Source organism: Nitrosomonas ureae, assembly GCF_001455205.1.
In the GTDB taxonomy this organism is placed as follows: Bacteria; Pseudomonadota; Gammaproteobacteria; order Burkholderiales; family Nitrosomonadaceae; genus Nitrosomonas; species Nitrosomonas ureae.
In genome coordinates this window covers 2,522,823-2,544,148 of record NZ_CP013341.1, presented here as the reverse complement: position 1 = coordinate 2,544,148, position 21,326 = coordinate 2,522,823, and the positions used below count along the sequence as shown (strand labels likewise).

The 21,326-nt window shown below is 47.9% G+C and carries 12 protein-coding genes, 6 pseudogenes and 1 other annotated feature; of the genes and pseudogenes, 10 read left to right on the top strand and 8 right to left on the bottom strand.

Annotation, left to right across the window (positions count from 1 at the left end; all coding sequences use genetic code 11):
• Positions 1-182 precede the first annotated feature (182 nt).
• The 6 genes from ATY38_RS11710 (at position 183) to ATY38_RS16630 (ending at position 9,403) form a co-directional block, all read left to right on the top strand.
• Positions 183-908, top strand: coding sequence for a phage tail protein (locus ATY38_RS11710; RefSeq protein WP_062559459.1), 726 nt, complete (start codon positions 183-185; stop codon positions 906-908).
• Entirely contained in the window at positions 883-1,923 is a 1,041-nt protein-coding gene (locus ATY38_RS11705; protein WP_235590286.1) for a tetratricopeptide repeat protein, read from the top strand. Before ATY38_RS11710 ends, ATY38_RS11705 begins: the two co-directional genes overlap by 26 nt.
• A 138-nt stretch (positions 1,924-2,061) precedes the next feature.
• Positions 2,062-2,586, top strand: coding sequence for a hypothetical protein (locus ATY38_RS11700; protein ID WP_062559458.1), 525 nt, complete (start codon positions 2,062-2,064; stop codon positions 2,584-2,586).
• Between the two features lie 22 nt (positions 2,587-2,608).
• Positions 2,609-3,828 (top strand): IS3 family transposase gene (locus ATY38_RS11690; RefSeq protein WP_144429461.1). Its coding sequence is split into 2 segments (ribosomal slippage): positions 2,609-2,900 and positions 2,900-3,828, totalling 1,221 coding nucleotides; the frame shifts between segments, so codons are not numbered across the junction.
• Positions 2,887-3,003, top strand: a sequence feature (AL1L pseudoknot). Its footprint overlaps the gene before it by 117 nt.
• On the top strand, positions 3,818-8,671 hold the full coding sequence (locus tag ATY38_RS11685; protein WP_235590284.1) for a beta strand repeat-containing protein: 4,854 nt from the start codon (positions 3,818-3,820) through the stop codon (positions 8,669-8,671). Before ATY38_RS11690 ends, ATY38_RS11685 begins: the two co-directional genes overlap by 11 nt.
• A gap of 84 nt (positions 8,672-8,755) precedes the next feature.
• On the top strand, positions 8,756-9,403 hold the full coding sequence (locus ATY38_RS16630; RefSeq protein WP_235590282.1) for a DUF4214 domain-containing protein: 648 nt from the start codon (positions 8,756-8,758) through the stop codon (positions 9,401-9,403).
• Between the two features lie 110 nt (positions 9,404-9,513).
• On the opposite strand, the gene ATY38_RS11680 is transcribed toward ATY38_RS16630, so the two are convergent.
• The 3 genes and pseudogenes from ATY38_RS11680 to ATY38_RS11670 form a co-directional block, all read right to left on the bottom strand.
• Positions 9,514-11,187, bottom strand: a complete 1,674-nt coding sequence (locus ATY38_RS11680) for a glycosyltransferase family 4 protein (RefSeq protein ID WP_062559455.1) — start codon at positions 11,185-11,187, stop codon at positions 9,514-9,516.
• A gap of 11 nt (positions 11,188-11,198) precedes the next feature.
• Entirely contained in the window at positions 11,199-12,068 is an 870-nt protein-coding gene (locus ATY38_RS11675) for a polysaccharide deacetylase family protein (RefSeq protein WP_062559454.1), read from the bottom strand.
• Positions 12,069-12,682: 614 nt separating this feature from the next.
• Positions 12,683-13,597 (bottom strand): annotated as a pseudogene (locus ATY38_RS11670) (IS3 family transposase); the annotation flags it as partial.
• A 90-nt stretch (positions 13,598-13,687) separates the two neighbouring features.
• Here ATY38_RS11670 and ATY38_RS11665 point away from each other — a divergent pair.
• Positions 13,688-14,338, top strand: coding sequence for an IS110 family RNA-guided transposase (locus tag ATY38_RS11665; RefSeq protein WP_201011894.1), 651 nt, complete (start codon positions 13,688-13,690; stop codon positions 14,336-14,338).
• A 91-nt stretch (positions 14,339-14,429) separates the two neighbouring features.
• Here the strand turns inward: ATY38_RS11665 and ATY38_RS11660 are convergent, their stop codons facing one another.
• A complete protein-coding gene (locus tag ATY38_RS11660) occupies positions 14,430-15,506 on the bottom strand; it encodes an IS5 family transposase (protein WP_062559453.1) in 1,077 nt (358 codons plus the stop codon).
• A gap of 105 nt (positions 15,507-15,611) precedes the next feature.
• Here ATY38_RS11660 and ATY38_RS11655 point away from each other — a divergent pair.
• Positions 15,612-16,043 (top strand): annotated as a pseudogene (locus tag ATY38_RS11655) (transposase); the annotation flags it as partial.
• Positions 16,044-16,304: 261 nt separating this feature from the next.
• On the opposite strand, the pseudogene ATY38_RS11650 reads toward ATY38_RS11655, so the two are convergent.
• From ATY38_RS11650 to ATY38_RS11640, 3 genes and pseudogenes are all read right to left on the bottom strand, one after another.
• Positions 16,305-16,627 (bottom strand): annotated as a pseudogene (locus ATY38_RS11650) (transposase); the annotation flags it as partial.
• Positions 16,628-16,798: 171 nt separating this feature from the next.
• Complete coding sequence (locus tag ATY38_RS11645; RefSeq protein ID WP_062559451.1) at positions 16,799-17,590, bottom strand: class I SAM-dependent methyltransferase; 792 nt, start codon at positions 17,588-17,590, stop codon at positions 16,799-16,801.
• Between the two features lie 201 nt (positions 17,591-17,791).
• Positions 17,792-18,853: an IS5 family transposase gene (locus tag ATY38_RS11640; RefSeq protein ID WP_062559450.1), complete on the bottom strand. Its 1,062-nt coding sequence runs from the start codon at positions 18,851-18,853 to the stop codon at positions 17,792-17,794.
• A gap of 125 nt (positions 18,854-18,978) precedes the next feature.
• On the opposite strand from ATY38_RS11640, the pseudogene ATY38_RS11635 reads away from it, so the two are divergent.
• A pseudogene (locus ATY38_RS11635) lies at positions 18,979-20,141 on the top strand (IS30 family transposase).
• 57 nt (positions 20,142-20,198) lie between these two features.
• On the opposite strand, the pseudogene ATY38_RS17090 reads toward ATY38_RS11635, so the two are convergent.
• Positions 20,199-20,420, bottom strand: a pseudogene (locus ATY38_RS17090) (transposase); the annotation flags it as partial.
• A gap of 63 nt (positions 20,421-20,483) precedes the next feature.
• Here ATY38_RS17090 and ATY38_RS17180 point away from each other — a divergent pair.
• Positions 20,484-21,273, top strand: a pseudogene (locus tag ATY38_RS17180) (IS30 family transposase); the annotation flags it as partial.
• Between the last annotated feature and the right edge of the window lie 53 nt (positions 21,274-21,326).

Here is a 21,326-nt window from a genome sequence, read left to right as displayed (position 1 = left end):
CATGCAATTTTTTAATCTTCTCCGGGAAAAGAAGGCATAAAAGGCGTTATTACATCATTTTTACCCCATCGTAAGGCTGTTAAAATACTTATTATTTAAACCATAAAAGAAAAAAATTGACCTTTGATATCAAATAGGTTACTTATGCAATTTGAAGTTCAATCTTAAAAAAGGGAAGACCAATGAAACTAAGTAAAAAAATGCAAGGCTTTTTTTCTTTGACCGCTGCCATGATGTTCATGACCACAGCGCCTTACAACGTGAATGCCGGAATGGAACCTTTTGTCGGTGAGATCAGCTATGTCGCATTCAACTTTGCACCGCAAGGTTGGTATCAATGTGATGGGCAAACCCTCCCTATCAACCAGTATCAAGCGCTCTTCTCCTTGCTGGGCACTAATTACGGTGGCAATGGGACCACCACCTTCGCCCTGCCTGACATGCGAGGCAGGGTTCCGGTACATCAGGGACAACACCCCGGCGGTTCGATGTTCACCCTGGGCCAATCCAGCGGCGCGGAAAACATGGCACTGACTGTGAACAATATGCCCGCCCATAATCACCCGGCTACGGCGACCTCGGCTTCCACATCAGCCTTGGCACCGGGTGGTACCGCAACCTCGACATTGAAAGCGGTGAATAGCGACGCGGACATAAAAACCGCGGCAGGAAATTCTCTGGCCAATGCCAAAGGATTGAACAGCGCGTACTCCGCCTCCGCGCCGAATGTCAGCATGAGTCCCGCCTCGATCGAGACTACGCTCGATGGACTCAATATCGTCACCACGACAAGCACCAACGTCGATGTTGGCGTGGCGGGCGGTTCTCAACCCTTTTCGATAATGCAGCCGTATACTGTTGTGAATTGCATTATTGCCTGGAATGGCGTTTATCCTTCGCGGCCCTAGTCTTGTTCAAGTGTGGTTATTTGATATTTCTGCCGACAGAAATATGAAGAAAGCTTTGTGGGCATTGCTGTGCGCCGTGACTTTTCTGTCTGAAGCTTGGGCGGATAAAGTAAACGGCGTAGATGCACCAGCAAGCGACCATCCGACCTTGCAAGATGCCCAGGACGCATTGGCATCCGGCAATTATGCCAAGGCTTTTAACGGATATCATAATGCCGCTGTACAAGATAAAAATGCCTTGGCGCAGTTTTCAGTGGGGCTTTTTTACCAGAATGGCTGGGGGCGCGAAATCGATCCGATTACCGCCTGCCGGTGGTTCGAGAAATCTGCGCAGGGCGGCATTCCAGTAGCTCAGCATTTGGCCGGCGTATGTTTTGACGAAGGCATACACCATGTGAAAGATCCGGCTGCAGCGGCCTACTGGTTCCGGAAAGCAGCTCAGGCAGGACACCACTATTCGTACTGCCATCTTGCCAATCTACTGATGACTGGACGAGGTTTCCCCAAGGATCCCGTAAAGGCGCTGGAACTCTGTCACCCAGTGGCGCAGCAAGGATCCCCACCCGCACAGCTATGGATGGGAAAATTTTACCTGCGAGGCGATCCGGCCATTCGGAATAAACAGGAAGCTTATCGCTGGTTTGCGGCTGCCGCGCAGAAACAAACACCTGAAGCTTTTTATTATCTGGGTCTGATCATGCAGAGTGATTCATCGGCCAATCAGGCACCGTCAGAAATCAGGCAAATGTTTGAACAAGCCGCTGCGCTTAAATATGTCCCGGGTTATTTTCAAGCAGGCAAACATTTCTACGATGCGGAACCGGATCCGGGAACCGGTCAATTGTCCGCAGAGCACTTGGCAAAAGCTTATTTATGGCTTTCAGCGGCAATACAACAATCTCAAAACCCGGAAGAAATCTCGGTTGCAAAATCGATGGTGCAGCAGATCCTCGCCGTCATGCCGGAAACATGGCTAGCCGAGCTTGATCAGAAAATTGCACAGCATTTACAGTGAAATTAAGCAGAGGCTGTTTGATGAAACTCAATCGCAGCGGTATCCAAGCGATCATCATGGAAACGATCACGCTTGAATAATGTATTTTCAGAAACAATGATTAGCCTGAAGTTTTAGAACATTCAAAGGAGCCACGCAATGACCACTACAAATTTCGATAGCGATCCGCTAGTCACTAACGATGGCGTTACTTCGGCCACCTACAGCGGATGGACTTTTGGTGCCAGCAGCGCAGTTGATTTCGCAAATGCCAATTCATCAAATCTACCAACGCTTTTGAATCAATCCGGCGGACGATCCATTATTTCCAATTATGGCGGCGCCAATGTAACCGATTTCTACTTCAAATCTTCTGATGGCTCTGATTTTCAGCTCAATTCATTCGAAATTGACAATGGTCCGAATGGTGCTTCAACTTCTCTGACCATCGCCGGTTATCGGGATAATGCTTTGATCGTTAGCGCGGAATCCGTCAATTTAATAACCAGCGATGGAGCTGGAAATATCACTTATACGCAGCAAGACAACGCCGGATCAAGCTATAGCGGACTACTGACTTTTAATTCCGCATTCAACAATATTGATGAGATACGTTTTGTTTTTGGCAGTGCGGTAGAACTGACCGTTGATGATATTGAATCGTCCCGGTATTTCCGGAGATAAAATGGTTTGAGAGGAGGAAGAGATGAAAAACCAAATCAGTTATTCACCGGAAGTACGAGAACGAGCGGTAAGATTGGTATTCGAGCAACAAAAGAAGCATGAATCGCAATGGATGGCGATCAAGTCGATCGCATCAAAGATTGGCTGTACAGCGGAGACGTTGCGCACCTGGGTAAGACGAACAGAGATTGATCAGGGAATTCGAGGCGGCCTGTCGACTGCGGATCGTGAGCGGCTCAAGGAATTGGAACAGGAGAATCGGGAATTAAAGCGAGCTAACGAGATATTACGTAAGGCATCGGCCTATTTCGCGCAGGCGGAGCTCGACCGCCGACCGAAATGATGGTGACATTTGTCGATAGCAACAAAGCGGAATACGGGGTCGAGCCAATCTGCAATGAAATCTGGATTGCCCCGTCGAGCTACTACGAACACAAAGCGCGCGAGCGAGATCCCGATCGATTGCCTGACCGCATCAAGCGGGATATGAGACTAGAACTTGATATACAGCGGGTATGGAAAGACAATTTCCGAGTTTATGGTGCTCGCAAAGTATGGCGGCAGTTGCTGCGAGAAGGTATTGGTGTTGCTCGTTGTACGGTCGAGCGGTTAATGAAGAAGCTTGGAATACAAGGTGTTCGACGCGGCAAAAAGTGTTGGACAACCATTTCGGACGATTTGCTTGACCGGCCAACGGACAAGGTTAACCGGCAATTTGTAGCTGCCCGGCCCAATCAACTGTGGGTGGCGGATATTACATTTGTAGCGACATGGACAGGATTTGTTTATGTGGCTTTTATCACCGATGTTTTTGCCCGGTATATTGTTGGCTGGCGAGTGAGTCGTTCATTGCGAACGGAACTGATACTGGATGCATTGGAACAGGCGCTATGGGCACGGCGGGGAACCTCAGGATTGATTCATCACAGTGATCGAGGCAGCCAGTATTTATCGATTCGCTATACGGAACGTTTGGCGCAGGCAAATATTGACGCCTCTGTCGGAAGCATCGGAGATTCTTATGACAACGCGCTAGCCGAAACCATCAATGGTTTGTACAAGACCGAAGTCATACGGCATCGCGGTCCTTGGCGTAGTATCGAAGAAGTAGAATTTGCCACATTGGAATGGGTGGATTGGTTCAACAATCGAAGACTGCTGGACGCAATCGGATATGTCCCACCGGCAGAATTTGAAAAGGCGTATCATCGCCAACAGGAAGAGTCAGCTGATGCAGCTTGATTCAAGAAAACATGTCTCCGGAAAATCCGGGGCGATTCATATTGACATTTCAGCAGCGGTTGTCCCTCCCACGATCACCTCAGCCACTTACGACGCCAGCACCAATTCGTTGATCGTCACGGGTACCAACATGGTTGCTACCGGCGATGCACTGAATGATATCGATGTTTCAAAACTCACCCTGACCGGACAAGGCGGCGCAACGTATGCCCTGACTTCCTCAAACGTTGAAATATCTTCAGCCACTCAGTTCACCGTTGCTTTAAATACCACCGATCAGATCAATGTGGAAGGATTGCTGAATAAAAACGGCACTTCTTCGGTAGGCGCAACCACCTATAATATCGCAGCAGCGGCTGACTGGAATCCTGCTCAAACCGGTAACGCAGATACTACAGGTAACGCAATCACTGTCAGCAATGTGCAAACACCAACGATTACCTCCTCCGCCTACGATGCCAGCACCGGAACTCTGGTCGTTACCGGATCAAATTTCGTTCAAGCGAACGGCGCAACCAATGACATCACAGCCAACAAGCTTACATTTACCGGCGAAGGCGGCAGCACCTACACACTAACGGATAGCAGCAATGTTGAAATCACCTCGGGTACGGTTTTTACGGTTACCCTCAGTGCCACCGACAAAGCCGCCATTAATCAGATTATTAACAAAAATGGCACCAGCTCCACTGGCGCCACAACATATAACTTAGCCGCTGCCGATGACTGGAACACCGTAATCGGCAATACCGATATTTCAGATGCGACCGGCAACGGCATTACCGTCTCCAACGTAGCCGCACCCACGATCACATCTGCCACTTTTGACGCCAGCACCGGGGCGCTGGTGGTCACCGGCAGTGGCTTTTTAAAAGTAAACGGTGCCACGAATGACATCGATGTCTCCAAACTGACTTTTACGGGTGAAGGCGGCAACACTTACACATTGACCGATTCCTCTGATGTCGAGATCACCTCCGGCACGGCATTCACCGTCACCCTGAGCGGTACCGACAAAGCCGCGATCAATCTGATCGTCAACAAAAACGGTACCGCTTCAACTATTGGCACGACCTACAATCTGGCTGCTGCGGAAGACTGGGCAGTGGGTGCCGATGCTGCGGTTGTCGTTGCTGATCTCACCGGCAATGGCATGACCGTTTCCAATGTTGCTGTCCCCACTATCACCTCGGCAACCTATAGCGCCAATACGGGTGCATTGGTAGTTACCGGAACCAATTTCCTGAACTCCAGCAGTGTAACCCTCGACATTGTTGCCAACAAATTTACGTTTACCGGCGAAGGCGGCTCCACATATACGCTGACCGATTTCAGCAATGTCGAAATCACATCCGGTACGGCATTCACCATTACGTTGAGCGCTACCGACCAAGCTGCGATCAATCAGATTATCAATAAAAATGGCACGTCCTCGACTGGCGGCACGACCTACAATCTGGCCGCTGCGGAAGATTGGGCCGCCGGTGCCGATGCCGCGGTTACCGTAGCCGATACGACAGGCAATGGCATCACCGTATCCAATGTAGCCGTGCCCGTCATGACGTCGGCAACCTATGATTACAGCAGCAATGTACTGACTGTCACCGGAACCGGCTTTTTGCAAAATAGCGGCGCTGTTAATGACATTGACCTGTCCAAGCTGACCATCACCGGTGAAAGCGGCGCGACTTATACGCTGACCACCGCCACGGATGTGGACATCACACCAGGAGGTACTGAATTCTGGACAACATTGACTGGCGCGGATCTGATCAATGTTGAGTCGCTGCTGAATAAGGACGGCACATCATCGATCAGCAACACGACCTACAATCTCGCTGGCGCTGAGGATTGGGCCGCCGGCGCCGATGCCGCAGTAGCGGTAGCCGATCTCACCGGTAATGGCATCACGGTCAGCAACTATGCCGCACCTGCGATTACCTCCGCCACTTTTGACGCCAGCACTAATGTTCTGACGGTAACCGGAACCAATTTTGTTACCAACAGTGGCGCAAACAACGACATTGCAGTTTCCTTGCTGACATTAACCGGCGAAGGCGGCAATTACACATTAACTTCTTCGGATGTTGAGGTCACTTCGGCAACCGCCTTCAGCGTCACGCTGAACGCAACCGACCAATTGGCCGTGCACGGCTTGCTGAACAAGAACGGCACCGCTTCTTCCGGCGCAACCACTTATAATATCGCGGCGGCTGAAGACTGGATGGCCGGAACCGCCGCTTCCGTCACCGTCGCTGATCTCACAGGCAATGGCGTCACGGTCAGCAATGTCCAGACACCTACGATTACTTCGGCAACCTACGACTCGGATTCGGGTATCCTGGTCGTTACCGGCACCCATCTATTTAACAAGACCGGCGCCAGTAATGATGTGGTCATTTCCACATTAACCTTGACCGGCGGCATTGCCGATGCCACGTATACCATCACCAGTTCTTCGGATGTGGAAATCACTTCGGCCACTTCTTTCAGCGTTACCCTATCCGGCACGGATAAAACCAACGTGGATGCATTGCTGGACCAAACTGGCACGACGTCATCGGGTGGCTCTACCTATAACCTGTCCGCTGCAGACAACTGGCTGGCTGGTGCTGATTCTGCGACTGATATTAGCGACACGACCAATGCAATAACCGTTTCAATCAATCCAAGAATCACCTCAGCGACTTATGATGCATCTTCCGGTGCCTTAGACGTCACCGCCACTAATCTGCAAGCCAACGGCGGCGGTGCCGACATCGATGCATCGCTCTTTACGTTCACCGGCGAAGACGGAACCACTTATACGTTGACCGATTCCGCCGATGTCGAAATCACTTCCGCCAGCGCATTCACCATCGCGTTAAGCGCTACCGACAAGGCCGCCATCAATCAGATCGTCAATAAAAACGGTACCGCTTCCACCGGCGGAACTACTTACAATCTGGCTGCCGCGGATGACTGGAACACTCAGGTCACCAGCGGCAATACCTCAGATACGACCAGCAACGGCATCACCGCCTCCAATGTAACCGCACCGGCCATCACGTCCGCCGCCTACGACGCCAGTACCGGCGCACTGGGAGTCACCGGCAACGGTTTCCTGAAAGCTGGCGGCGCAACTAATGATATTGATGCATCCAAATTCACCTTCACCGGCGAAGGCGGTGAAACCTATACACTGATTGATTCCGCCGATGTCGAGATCGCCTCCGGCACCGCGTTTACAATCACATTAAGCGCCACCGACAAAGCCGCTATCAACCAGATCGTCAATAAAAATGGTACCGCTTCCACCGGTGCCACCACGTACAACCTGGCTGCAGCGGAAGATTGGGCGACCGGTGCCGATGCAGCCGTCAACGTGGCCGACACTACCGGCAACGGCGTGACCGTTTCCAATGTCGTCGCGCCTGTGATCACTTCGGCGACGTACAACACGGGGACCGGCATATTGGTAGTGACCGGCAGCGGCTTCCTGAAAACCAATGGTGCAGGCAACGATATTGATGCTTCTAAATTCACATTCACCGGTGAACTTAGCGGAACTCGCACCTTGATCGATTCCGCCAGTGTTGAGATCACCTCCGGCACCACGTTCACGATCACTTTGGGTGCAGCCGATAAAGCCGCTGTCAATCTTCTTTTGAATAAAACCGGCACGGTATCCAATGATGCGACCACTTACAATCTGGCCGCTGCGGAGGATTGGGCGGCAGGCGCCGATGCCGCCGTCAATGTGGCAGATCTCGCAGGTAATGGCATTACCGTAACCGTTGCGACTTCATCTTCCGGCGGTGGCGGCAATGGCGGCTCAACGACCACGACGGTCGATGGCGTTGAAATTGCCACGACAACGCAGTCGGACGGCACCGTAATAACCACCCTATTGCCCATCACGGGAACACGGGAAGACGATCCGTCTTCACTGCTGAATGATCACGCGGATATTCCGCTGATTACCGGAACATCGGGCAACACCTTGCTGACTATCAGCTTACCCACCGGCGTGGGCGTTAATGCCCAGGGTTTGCCTCAGGAAATGAATCTGACGGATGCCAGAAGTGATCTGATCCAACGTATCGCACAACAAGCCGGAATCGATAGTGCGGATGAAAGAGTTGTTAATCCGGTTGAAAATTTCTTGTCCACGCTCAATTCTGAAACCACACTAAGCATTCGCGCCGTAACCCCCACAATTAACAGCAATCAGGCCCCGGAACTCCCGATTATCATTACGGGTACGGAAAATACCGGCAATCCCCGGCAGGCACTGATAATCGACGCCAGTAATCTGCCTCCCGGCAGCATTCTTCAATTAATGAATGTCGCGTTTGCATTTATTATCGGAGCAGCCAGCATAGCAGGAGGCGCCGGTGAAAACTATGTCGTAGGTGACGATAACAATCAGTACATCGTGTTGGGTGCTGATAATGATGTTTTGTTTGGCGGCGGCGGCGATGATACGATCGGTAGCCTTGGCGGCGACGATCAGACTTCGGGCGATGCCGGCAATGATATCGTTTTCGGTGGCAGCGGCAACGATCGATTAAGCGGTGGAAGCGGAAATGACCGACTCAACGGCGGATTGGGTTTCGATACTGCGGTACTGGAAGGGGAATTATCAGATTACCGGATTGAAATCAGCAATGACAACGTCACGCTGACACAACTCAGTAATGAAGAGACGGATACATTGACGGATATCGAATTGCTCCAATTTGCTACAGGCAGTAGCACAGTCATAGCTTACTCTGAGAATGAAGCGGTTGCGCATCATCTGGCAAAAACGTGGCTGAAGCGTGATTTAACAGCTGTTGAAGGCAACGCGGTACAGAACTAGGAGGATGCGACTCCTGATGATATCCTGACAGCTTTTTACAACCTTCCTGAAGCCATTGGATTCCAAGATAAGACCAGTGATGAATTGCTCGCAGGCCTGAACACCAATCCGTCGATTATCCGCCTGGACGCAATCCGAAACTTTACGGGCAGCGATGAAAACGATCTCGGTTATCTGCCGCTGGGATTATCCATAAATGCCGATGGTGGTGCAGGCCATGATGTTCTGCAGTTGCCGGGCACGCGTGAGAATGTGCATGTGGAATTTTCAGGTGACTGGCTGGAATTAACGCAATTAAGTGATGGCGCCATGTTGAATCTGAAGAATGCTGAAATGATTGCCTTTGATAATGGAGAATCGGTTGTCATTGCACACAATGCAACCGAAGGGATTTTAGGCCGCCTATTCCATAGCTTCTTCGATCGGGATGCCACTATGGCTGAATGGCAATTGGGGCGGGAAGCCCTGCAAGATCAGATCGATCCTGACACAATTCTGGATTGGTTCCAGCAGCGCGCCGATCTGGATGCGTTAACCGACGCAGACTACGTACAAACAGTCTATTCCCGGACACTGGATCGCTCCGCCACAGACGATGAGCTCAGCGTGCAAATGTCGCGGTTGGCTAACGGCCAAATTGAGCGAAAATGGCTGGCTGTCGAAATTGCACAGGGCAGCGAGGCAGCAACCCATTTGATTGGCAGCGTGATGCTGCAGGAAGGATGGATATGAAGTCCTATAAACCTTCAGAAATTTTATGCACTGTAATTGCTGAAAAATTGGCGCAACCCAATTCAACACGACTCAACCTGTACTTTATCAATTGAGAGCAATCAGTTGCACTACGCCAATGAGATTCTGGTCGCCATGATGACAAGCGCAATAACGGGCAAGAAAATATATAAATGATCCTGGCCATGATTACGAATATTGATTTTCATAACCATCATAAATGGAATAGATAACAAGAAAGTGTGCTGCACAGCTTGCAAAACCAGAGGAGACACTTGCAAATCCCTCATAAATATAAAAGCCACAAACCCGATAATGAGAAGAACCAACAGCTCAAAGTCTGACAAAAGGATAATTTCTTTACATTCGGTGAACGCCAAATTCAACACCACCCACAACCATGCTATCGCTGATAGTGCCCTTAGATATTCATGAAGCCAGGAAAAATGAACCAGCACTGAGAGATTGTAGACCAGTATCAGCGCAAAAATATTTAAATACAAAGTGCCATGCAGAATACTTAAATCCGCCGCACGACGCTTACGAAAGGAAAAAAATACCAACAATACCGCAAGGCCAAATAACATCAGAACCTTACTACCACTTAAACCAAGCAATGGCGCAAGCAGCGCAGGAAGCAGCAATGCTACTAGTATTGAGATACCAATCGAATGCCACCTATCAAGCCAGTGAGCTATCAATTTATAAATATCAGATTGCCTGAATTTATCAAAGTAATGAATCGTCCATTTTTTGCTGCGAATACCGGTTCTTCGCACGAACAAGAACCATGAAAACACCAATAATCCTGCGCTGATCAAACTCAAAAAAATGACCCAATCCGGTTTGGATTGCAGCATGATCGCCAATAAACCGAAAGCAAACATCGCAAGATAGATCACAGATACTACTGTCGGATGAGACAAACCAATATCAATCAAACGATGGTGCAAATGCGTTCGATCAGAAAGAAATGGACTGTTCTTAGAAGAAATGCGCCATGTCATTACTGATAATGTATCAAACAATGGCAGCGCAATTACCATAGCAAGCGCGGATAACGGCAATTGCGGAGCAGTATGACTCAAACTGACAAGCATCACCCCTAACACATAACCCAGCATCATACTCCCGCTATCGCCCATAAAAACTCTCGTGGGATAGCTGTTGTGACGCAAGAAACCAATAATTGCACCAATTAGAGAAATAGCAATTATCATTAACCACTCGCGATCAACGCTCCAAGCAAAATAACCTAAGAATACCAATGCAATTACTGAGATTCCACCCGCCAGACTATCCAGGCCATCTGCAAAGTTAAGTGCATTTATGATGCCCACCAAGAGAAATACCGTGAAAATCACTGATGTTTTACCCAACTCGATGTCACCAATGCTTAGAATATCTCCAATATACTCAACTTGCATACCGCTCAGATAAACAAATAATGTTGCGGATAAAAATTGCCCCAGGAACTTCCAGCCTGGTGAAATTTCCATTATGTCGTCAATGGCACCGGTTATGACGATTGCGATCAATCCTGTCAAAAAGGCAATAAAAAAAGCGTTCACTGGAAGAAAAATCAAGCAAATTATCACAAAACTAATTGAAATCGCTATGCCACCCATGCGCGGCTTTGGCGTTGTATGAATACTCCGGAGTTTTGGAATATCTATCGCTCCGATCTTCTGAGCCAGGCGGGAAGTAATCGGCATAAGCAGCATGGACAAGAAAATTGCCAAAGATAAAATTAACCCAGTGAATTCTAATGACATTTCAGCCATAAAAGCACTGACTATTCGAAACGCCCACTACAGGATTGCATCATAACAACAGGCGCTTTTGTCCAATTCACCAGTTTATCGGCTGCTTCGATGTCAATAAACCTGTTCCCGGCCAACCATAGATCCAGTTTCTTATATGCGCCTTTCAAGCCTATATAGGATTTAAATCTTCGATAGAACGGAATATTTAAAACGGGTTGATCAACATCAAAATCACGTGGATGAAAGTATGTCATCACGTAATCAGTCTGATTGGTCAATTTCTGAATCACCCAGAACGGCATTAGTCTGAAATATCCTCCTCCGGAAAATACTAATTTTTTACCCAAAACATTCCCGACACCAATTGGAAATTCTTTAATTTGTCCGCTTGCACAACCTAACAAGGAAGGCCGTGCTCGGCCAAAGCTTTTATAGCCGCCATGTCCCCGTTCAATGGGAAAAATGGAACTATCTCTTTCGATTCCATTCTCAAGCAGAGCTTCGACTATCCAGGTATTTCCTCGAATAAAGGAGAACCCTGGCGCTCGATAGGTTTTAACTTTTTTACCAGTAATATCTTCCAGAGTACAAATTGAACGTCTTAAATCTTCTCGGAATTGATGTCGGGTTTGCTGGTAGACCAGTTGGTGCATATGCGAGTGGGAAGCAACTTCAAAACCAAGCTCATCAATTCGGCGAATAATTTCCGGATAATGTTTACCCACCCAACCCAAACAAAAGAAAGTTGCGCGGTGTCCGTGCAGCAAGGTTAATTCCAGCAAACGATCGACATTGGCATGAATTCGTGGCTTAAAATTGCGCCAATGAGCTTCCGTAGCGGTACACTCAATGTCCAGCATATGAAACCAATCCTCGATATCGTAAGTCAGAATATTCATCTTAACGAAATGCGCGCAATATTTTATAAAATCAGCTCAATATAAAATCTTGTCAGTTTCTTGATAGAAAAAAGATTATACGCAAACAGCATATCTCATTCTCTTAAAATAATATATATGTCAAATAATTAACACTGAATGAAATACTGCTCTTAAGAACTCTGCGGCAATTTCCGGAATGGTGTTACCCAATCCCCGATAATCAACTTTGGTGAAATAATGATCAATGTTGATTGTAAAATCAGCACGGTGGTTTCTGTGATGTAGCGGTAGAAGATATTATTTGTTTTGAAGCTATACATGATGCATTTTTTGGTTTGAATCTAAAAGATGATGCTCTGGATTGATCGGTAATGTACTGTTTTATGTACTTAATTCTAATACAACTGTGTAAATGAAATCGCGGATTCAACTATGAAGTGCAACTTTTGTAAGGAAGTTTATAGGGAAGCTGCGGTAGTATCGGAGCTGCTTAAACGACCAAGTAAAAGGAGCGCAGATGAAGCACTACAAGCAGCTCACCAGAGAACAACGATACCAGATTTCTGGTTTGAAGAAAGCGGGATTGAACCAATTGAATCGCCCCGGATTTTCCGGAGACATGTTTTCTTGAATCAAGCTGCATCAGCTGACTCTTCCTGTTGGCGATGATACGCCTTTTCAAATTCTGCCGGTGGGACATATCCGATTGCGTCCAGCAGTCTTCGATTGTTGAACCAATCCACCCATTCCAATGTGGCAAATTCTACTTCTTCGATACTACGCCAAGGACCGCGATGCCGTATGACTTCGGTCTTGTACAAACCATTGATGGTTTCGGCTAGCGCGTTGTCATAAGAATCTCCGATGCTTCCGACAGAGGCGTCAATATTTGCCTGCGCCAAACGTTCCGTATAGCGAATCGATAAATACTGGCTGCCTCGATCACTGTGATGAATCAATCCTGAGGTTCCCCGCCGTGCCCATAGCGCCTGTTCCAATGCATCCAGTATCAGTTCCGTTCGCAATGAACGACTCACTCGCCAGCCAACAATATACCGGGCAAAAACATCGGTGATAAAAGCCACATAAACAAATCCTGTCCATGTCGCTACAAATGTAATATCCGCCACCCACAGTTGATTGGGCCGGGCAGCTACAAATTGCCGGTTAACCTTGTCCGTTGGCCGGTCAAGCAAATCGTCCGAAATGGTTGTCCAACACTTTTTGCCGCGTCGAACACCTTGTATTCCAAGCTTCTTCATTAACCGCTCGACCGTACAACGAGCAACACCAATACCTTCTCGCAGCAACTGCCGCCATACTTTGCGAGCACCATAAACTCGGAAATTGTCTTTCCATACCCGCTGTATATCAAGTTCTAGTCTCATATCCCGCTTGATGCGGTCAGGCAATCGATCGGGATCTCGCTCGCGCGCTTTGTGTTCGTAGTAGCTCGACGGGGCAATCCAGATTTCATTGCAGATTGGCTCGACCCCGTATTCCGCTTTGTTGCTATCGACAAATGTCACCATCATTTCGGTCGGCGGTCAATGGAATGGACGCCTTCATCTGATGTTGACGTATAACTCTCAAATGGGACATCCCAAACCTAACCACACAAAATCGAGGAGACTACTATGAGCAAGATCACCATCACTGGCATTGATCTGGCAAAGAACATATTCCATCTACATGCTGTCGATAGTACTGGCAGGCAGGTCAAGGCAATCAAGCTTTCACGTTTGAGACTGAGCGAATATCTGCATCGTAGCGAGCCAGTTACGGTTGCAATGGAGGCTTGTGCCAGCGCCCATCACTGGGGCAGGTTATGCCAGTTACTGGGCCATGAAGTCCGACTGATTTCGCCACAATTCGTCAAACCATTCGTCAAACCATTCGTCAAATCCAATAAGAACGACCGTAACGATGCACGTGCTATTTGCGAGGCGGCACAACGTCCTGACATGCATTTTGTTCCAGTAAAAACTGTCGAGCAACAGGCGGTTCTGAGTCTGCATAGGGTACGCGAGATGCTGATAGGCCAGCGAACAGCCACTATAAATCAGCTGCGCGGATTATTGACTGAATTCGGTTTAACAGCCCCAGCAGGGCGCAGAGCATTGCATAACACAATCCCCGCTATGCTTGAGGATCTTATGAAGATCTCGCCCACATTTCTCGTCAGCTGCATCAGGCAGCAATGGGAGCATATCGGAGAACTGGATCAGCGTATCGACAACGTAACCTCACAAAAAGACCTCTGCACAACCGCAAGAATTTTGCTGTAGCGACAGAGAAAATTTTCCAAGTGACACTTGTTGCACGTCACTTTAATAGAAAGTGAAGTTTTTTCCTTTTTTTAGGTGAATTTTTCCCCTTTTATGTAATATTTGGACGGATCGCTCCCCTTAATGGTTGGTCTACGAAGATTTTGTTGGCTGCTTTCTTTAGATTCATGCAGATACTTTTCAGTATGACTTGGGCGTTGACTTTCGTCGTACCGAAGTAGCTGGCGCGTCCCATTCTGAATAAGCGTTTGATTGTGCCGAAACACTGTTCGACAATATAGCGTTTTTTACTGATCAATTGATTCGCCAGCTTCTGGCGTGACGAGAGGGGTTTATTCTTGTACGCGCGATGCATGATTGCGCTCTTGATCTTTTGCTTTCTTAGAAATTGCCGATTGGCATTGCTGGCGGATCCCTTGTCGGCATACACCCGATTCGCCTCGATATGCGCACCATCGATAGCGGCTTCGAAATGCATCATTTCGCTCTGGTTGGCAGGGGCGGTGTGAACCCCGCGCACATAGCCGTCTTGTGCGTCCACCACCAGGTAACTGCGGTAGCCAAACTGCGACTTCCTGCCTTTCTTTAGCCAGGTCGCATCCGGATCCGCGCTTTGTTCTTCGATACAGTTGATTCCAGGTTGACTGCCATCTTCAAACTGAACAACCTTACCTTCTTCGGCATCCACTTCCAGTGTGATGGTCTTTTTAGGGCGTGCCGCTGACTCAATCAGCGTGGCATCAATGACCGCTCCTGTCGCACCCTTGATCATCAATCCGTGGCATTGAAGCTGTTCATTAATAGAGGCCAGCAGATCATCTAGCCGGTCGTTGGTTATTAGCCGGTTACGGAACCGGCACAAAGTGGTTTCGTCCGGTATCGCATCCGACAAGGACAGTCCGCAAAATTGCAGAAAATCAATGCGTACACACAGTGCTTGCTCCAACGCAGCGTCCGATAAACTATGCCACTGACCTAGCAGGATCGCTTTGAACATCAACAACCCATCAAACGGCTCTTGGCCTCCACCATGCGATAACTCGCGCTTGTATAAACCCGTAAGTTTCGGACGTAAGTCCTCCCACTCAATTAGGGCATCAATCTTCACCAGAACATTTTCTCGCTTCAATCGCTCTGCTAATTCCAGTGTTCCAAAACTCATCTGCATCTTTTGCTCCAACTGTCTTTTAACCCCCTCTATTTTAGTTGGTTATTGCACTGCCAGGCGAGGTTGTGCAGGAATCTTCAAATTGAAATGCATGCCCGTCAGTCTGACGTTACGCGTCGTCTGCAGACGATTCCTGGCATTGGTCCAATTACCGCTTCAGCATTAGAAGCATACGTTGGCAACGCCACTCAGTTTCGGGCAGGACGGCAGTTGGCCGCATGGTTAGGTTTAGTCCCTAGACAGCACTCGACAGGAGGCAAACCCGTGCTGCTAGGAACCAGCAAGCGTGGTGACGGTTATTTACGCAGGCTCCTCGTGCATGGCGCGAGAGCCGTCGTAGCCACTGTGCGCAGTTCTCCCAATGTACAAAAGCAGGACAAGACTATTATGGGATGGGTGGCCAGAAAACACATGAACGTGGCAGTCGTGGCTATGGCTAATCGCAATGCCCGCATTGCCTGGGCCGTGATAACACAAAAGCGGAATTTTGATAGAAATTTCCGCGATCAATTGGCAAACCAGTTGGCAGCGACCTAGCTGAGACTACAACTTTATATCTCTTTCTTGATTGCTACAGGTGACTAATTGACGTGATGGCATAGACAGGTCAGACCGGTGCTGGCAAAACCCGTGGAGCTCGATAGCAAGGACCAATAGGTCAATGCTGTGCGGTCGTTTGGGAGCCGACAAGCAGATTCCATCCTGGGCAGCGCATGGCCAAAATGAGCGCACAAATAGCCCGAATATACGACTGCGATCTTAACCTTCTACCCCAAAATGACAGAAAATCACTTGGCAAACTGGAGGCGTCCATATACGAGCTCCGCCTGCGCGAAATAGGCCGATGCCTTACGTAATATCTCGTTAGCTCGCTTTAATTCCCGATTCTCCTGTTCCAATTCCTTGAGCCGCTCACGATCCGCAGTCGACAGGCCGCCTCGAATTCCCTGATCAATCTCTGTTCGTCTTACCCAGGTGCGCAACGTCTCCGCTGTACAGCCAATCTTTGATGCGATCGACTTGATCGCCATCCATTGCGATTCATGCTCCTTTTGTTGCTCGAATACCAATCTTACCGCTCGTTCTCGTACTTCCGGTGAATAACTGATTTGGTTTTTCATCTCTTCCTCCTCTCAAACCATTTTATCTCTGGAAATACCGGGACGATTCAGAGAGGATTGTAAGAGAAGGCGAGGGCATTAAGCATCAAGCATAGTAGAAAGAGGATTTTCATCCAGGCCAAAACATAATCATCATTTTAACCGGCATAGTTCTTTGCAACAGAATCTTTTTCAATCTTTCCTAGCTACAATCAAATCCTGAAATGCACCGATATGCCGTTCAACACCGCTCCAAGGTCCTAAATACATATTGCTGATTGTCGTAAAAGAATGGGATTTGTAAAGATCAAGTATATAATCAACATCGTAAGCAACTGCAGCAGTAGATTTGTCTTGACTCTTTAGAAAATAATCTGGACCTTTTCCAGAAAGATCAAAAGGAAGGGCGTGTGATTTTATTGGATTGAGCAATTGTTCTCTGGCTAAGTTGTCAACTAAGAACCAAGTAGCTAAAAAATCACCTCCAGACCGTGTCCATTGCTGTACAAGTTTAAAATAATGCAGTAAATCTTCATTGTTCAAGTGAGTGCAAACAGAAGACATAAAGACAACATCAAATTCACCCAGATCAGGAAATTCATAGTTTATTAATTCACTTTTAGCAGAGGAATTATAGAACGTATTATGAATATCAGTATGAATAAATTCGAAGTGTGCCTTAGGAGCAGTAAGCGGTACAATGTTTTTCTGGCAAAAATCAACGGAATCTTTAACTATTTCCAATCCCACGTAGTGTCCATTCTTTAAAAAATGAGCAAGCGGATACGCAACGCGTCCAAGACCAGATCCAATATCTAGCACTCTAGAGTCTGGACTCAATTGGGTCGAGTGAGCTAGTTCTCGAAAAACAGCGCATCCAACTGATAAGAAATTATCCTTTGATCCACCAATGAGAGCAGCATTTTCTGGAACAACCACTTCTTTGGAGGTCATAACCTGCTGACACAGTTCTTCAATGTCCATATTTAACGCTCAACCCTGTTTTATATTAAAAAAAAACTGATACTTGGAGATTCAATGGGTGAAAGCAACACTTAAAAAGACCTCTGCACAACCGCAAGAATTTTGCTGTAGTGACAGAGAAAATTTTCCAAGTGACACTTGTTGCACGTCACTTTAATAGAAAGTGGAGTTTTTTCCTTTTTTTAGGTGAATTTTTCCCCCTTATGTAATATTTGGACGGATCGCTCCCCTTAATGGTTGGTCTACGAAGATTTTGTTGGCTGCTTTTTTTAGATTCATGCAGATACTTTTCAGTATGACTTGGGCGTTGACTTTTGTCGTACCGAAGTAGCTGGCGCGTCCCATTCTGAATAAGCGTTTGATTGTGCCGAAACACTGTTCGACAATATAGCGTTTTTTACTGATCAATTGATTCGCCAGCTTCTGGCGTGACGAGAGGGGTTTATTCTTGTACGCGCGATGCATGATTGCGCTCTTGATCTTTTGCTTTCTTAGAAATTGCCGATTGGCATTGCTGGCGGATCCCTTGTCGGCATACACCCGATTCGCCTCGATATGCGCACCATCGATAGCGGCTTCGAAATGCATCATTTCGCTCTGGTTGGCAGGGGCGGTGTGAACCCCGCGCACATAGCCGTCTTGTGCGTCCACCACCAGGTAACTGCGGTAGCCAAACTGCGACTTCCTGCCTTTCTTTAGCCAGGTCGCATCCGGATCCGCGCTTTGTTCTTCGATACAGTTGATTCCAGGCTGACTGCCATCTTCAAACTGAACAATCTTACCTTCTTCGGCATCCACCTCCAGTGTGATGGTCTTTTTAGGGCGTGCCGCTGACTCAATCAGCGTGGCATCAATGACCGCTCCTGTCGCACCCTTGATCATCAATCCGTGGCATTGAAGCTGTTCATTAATAGAGGCCAGCAGATCATCTAGCCGGTCGTTGGTTATTAGCCGGTTACGGAACCGGCATAAAGTGGTTTCGTCCGGTATCGCATCCGACAAGGACAGTCCGCAAAATTGCAGAAAATCAATGCGTACACACAGTGCTTGCTCCAACGCAGCGTCCGATAAACTATGCCACTGACCTAGCAGGATCGCTTTGAACATCAACAACCCATCAAACGGCTCTTGGCCTCCACCATGCGATAACTCGCGCTTGTATAAACCCGTAAGTTTCGGACGTAATTCCTCCCACTCAATTAGGGCTTCAATCTTCACCAGAACATTATCTCGATTCAATCGCTCTGCTTTCCAGTGTTCCAAAACTCATCTGCATCTTTTGCTCCAGCTGTCTTTTAACCCCCTCTATTTTAGTTGGTTATTGCACTGCCAGGCAAGGTTGTGCAGGAATCTTTTAAATTGTATAGTTTACATTTTGGAGTGAGCTCATGAATTATCAACCCTCAAAACGAAGTTTTACGTATCATCAACAGGAAACCATGTGGCAGCTATGGTCACAAGGTAAATCGTTGAGTGAAATCGGCCGGCAATTGAATAAACATGCCGGTTCGGTATTTTGCTACTTACAAAAATCCGGTGGAATAAAGCCATCGCCACCCAAACGTTCGGTCAGGGACTTGTCATTACTAGAGCGTGAGGAAATATCACGAGGCCTATCGGCTAATTTATCCTTTAGGGCGATTGCCAGAAATCTCAACAGGGCCACGTCAACGGTTTCCCGAGAAATCAACCGCAATGGCGGACTATCGAAATACCGTGCCGTAGCAGCCGATAGACGCGCCTGGGTGAAAGCCAAACGGCCAAAGACCTGTAAGCCTAATGACGACGCCAACTTACGCGCTATCGTATCGGATAAACTGGCTAGCCAGTGGTCGCCAGAACAAGTGGCGGGTTGGTTGAAACAAACTTATCCTGAAGCATCGGCTATGCATATTTCACACGAAACCATCTATAAAACGCTGTTTATTCAATCGCGCGGTGCTTTAAAAAAAGAGCTGCTCCGGCAGTTGCGGACGCAACGGGTGATGCGTCAATCCAGGCACTTCAATACCAAAGGAAATGCCCGGGGCGGCATTATTGATGCAGTATCCATCCATGATCGGCCGCAAGAGGTGAACGATCGAATCATCCCGGGACACTGGGAAGGCGATTTAATCTGCGACACCCAAAAGTCGTATATCGCAACCTTAGTCGAACGAAGCTCCCGCTATACGTTGCTGGTTAAATTAACCGGGAACGATACTCATGCTGTGGTTAGTGCTATCACCCAGAAAGTCATTGAGCTGCCCCAGCAACTGAAAAAATCGTTGACCTGGGATCGAGGGATGGAATTGGCGCAGCACAAACTGTTCACTATTGATACCGATATCAAAGTCTATTTCTGTGATCCTAAGTCACCTTGGCAAAAAGGAACCAATGAGAATACTAATAAACTACTCCGTCAATATATGCCTAAGAAGACCGATCTATCCGTTTATTCACAGGAGCAACTCGACATGATGGCAGAAGAGTTAAATGATCGACCTAGAAAAACGTTGAATTTTTTATCGCCATCACAGAAAATTTCAGCAGTGTTGCAATGACCGGTTGAATCTCCAACACACTTTTTTATAAAGTCACGCTCCATCTTCACTTCTGCTAATTCTCGTTTAACTCTGGACAGCTCTAATTCAACTTCAGTCAGAGGCTTCTGATGCTTACCTACCAATGCAAGTTCTCCTCGTTTGTCAGCATAAACCCAATTCTTTAATGTGCTTTCCGGTAAAGAAAGCCGTTTTGCTGCCTCAACCAAAGTTAACCCACTTTCTTTAAAAAACTTAACTGATTGCTCCCTAAATTCCTGGCTATATTGTGCGCGGGGTAATTCCATCTCCATCCTCCATTTCATGTTCTCATTTTATGAAACTTCGGATTCCTTGAAAATCAGCATACCTCAGTACAGCGTCACTCATTGCTGGAATGGACGGAAGTTGAACGACTGATTTGGTTGGACATGAGCCCGGAACAAGCATCTTGCCGACTTGTACTGGAATGCGGGTTGAGAATCAGCCATGAGACGATCTACGTGTACATTTATGAAGACAAACGCCGTGGTGGCGACCTGTGGCAACACTTACGCTGCCAGAAACCACACAGAAAACGTTACGCCGGTGGTCAAGAACGCCGGGGTACGATCAAGAACCGGATCGGGATTAACGAACGCCCGGGGATTGTCGATCAGAAGAGCCACATAGGCGACTGGGAAGGCGGCACCGTGATCGACAAAGAACCATCGAGGCGCATTGGTCACATTGGCTGAACGGAAGTCGCGCTACATACTGGCAGCCCAAGTACCCGGCAAACAGGCATCGGGTGTGACGGCGGCGATAACGCGGCTGCTGCGTCCCCATAAAGACAAGTGCTACACCATGACATTCGACAACGGAAAAGAGTTTGCGGAGCATGAAACCATCTCGGCGAAACTCAATGCGGATGTTTATTTCGCTCACCCCTACCGTTCATGGGAGCGTGGCTTGAACGAGAACAGCAACGGGTTACTGCGTCAGTATTTCCCCAAGGTAATGGAGTTGATTGAGGTTACCCAAGAACAAGTGCAATGGGCGGTGGATAGACTCAACCATCGACCACGCAAAGTACTTGTATTCAGAACTCCGTTTGAGATATTCTTCGGGAAGACGGTACGCTACACCAAATCACCGTTAGGTGTTGCACTTCGAAATTGAATCCACCAATACTTACTGAAGGAAATCAATCAACAAATATTCTCCACCGCAAA

Excerpts from the sequence above, each read along its gene's own strand:
- ATY38_RS11710 (WP_062559459.1), top strand. The coding sequence starts at position 183 with ATGAAACTAAGTAAAAAAATGCAAGGCTTTTTTTCTTTGACCGCTGCC.
- ATY38_RS11705 (WP_235590286.1), top strand. The coding sequence starts at position 883 with ATGGCGTTTATCCTTCGCGGCCCTAGTCTTGTTCAAGTGTGGTTATTT.
- ATY38_RS11665 (WP_201011894.1), top strand. The coding sequence starts at position 13,688 with ATGAGCAAGATCACCATCACTGGCATTGATCTGGCAAAGAACATATTC.
- ATY38_RS11700 (WP_062559458.1), top strand. The coding sequence starts at position 2,062 with ATGACCACTACAAATTTCGATAGCGATCCGCTAGTCACTAACGATGGC.
- ATY38_RS11675 (WP_062559454.1), bottom strand. The coding sequence starts at position 12,068 with ATGAATATTCTGACTTACGATATCGAGGATTGGTTTCATATGCTGGAC.
- ATY38_RS11680 (WP_062559455.1), bottom strand. The coding sequence starts at position 11,187 with ATGGCTGAAATGTCATTAGAATTCACTGGGTTAATTTTATCTTTGGCA.
- ATY38_RS11660 (WP_062559453.1), bottom strand. The coding sequence starts at position 15,506 with ATGCAGATGAGTTTTGGAACACTGGAATTAGCAGAGCGATTGAAGCGA.
- ATY38_RS11685 (WP_235590284.1), top strand. The coding sequence starts at position 3,818 with ATGCAGCTTGATTCAAGAAAACATGTCTCCGGAAAATCCGGGGCGATT.
- ATY38_RS11645 (WP_062559451.1), bottom strand. The coding sequence starts at position 17,590 with ATGGACATTGAAGAACTGTGTCAGCAGGTTATGACCTCCAAAGAAGTG.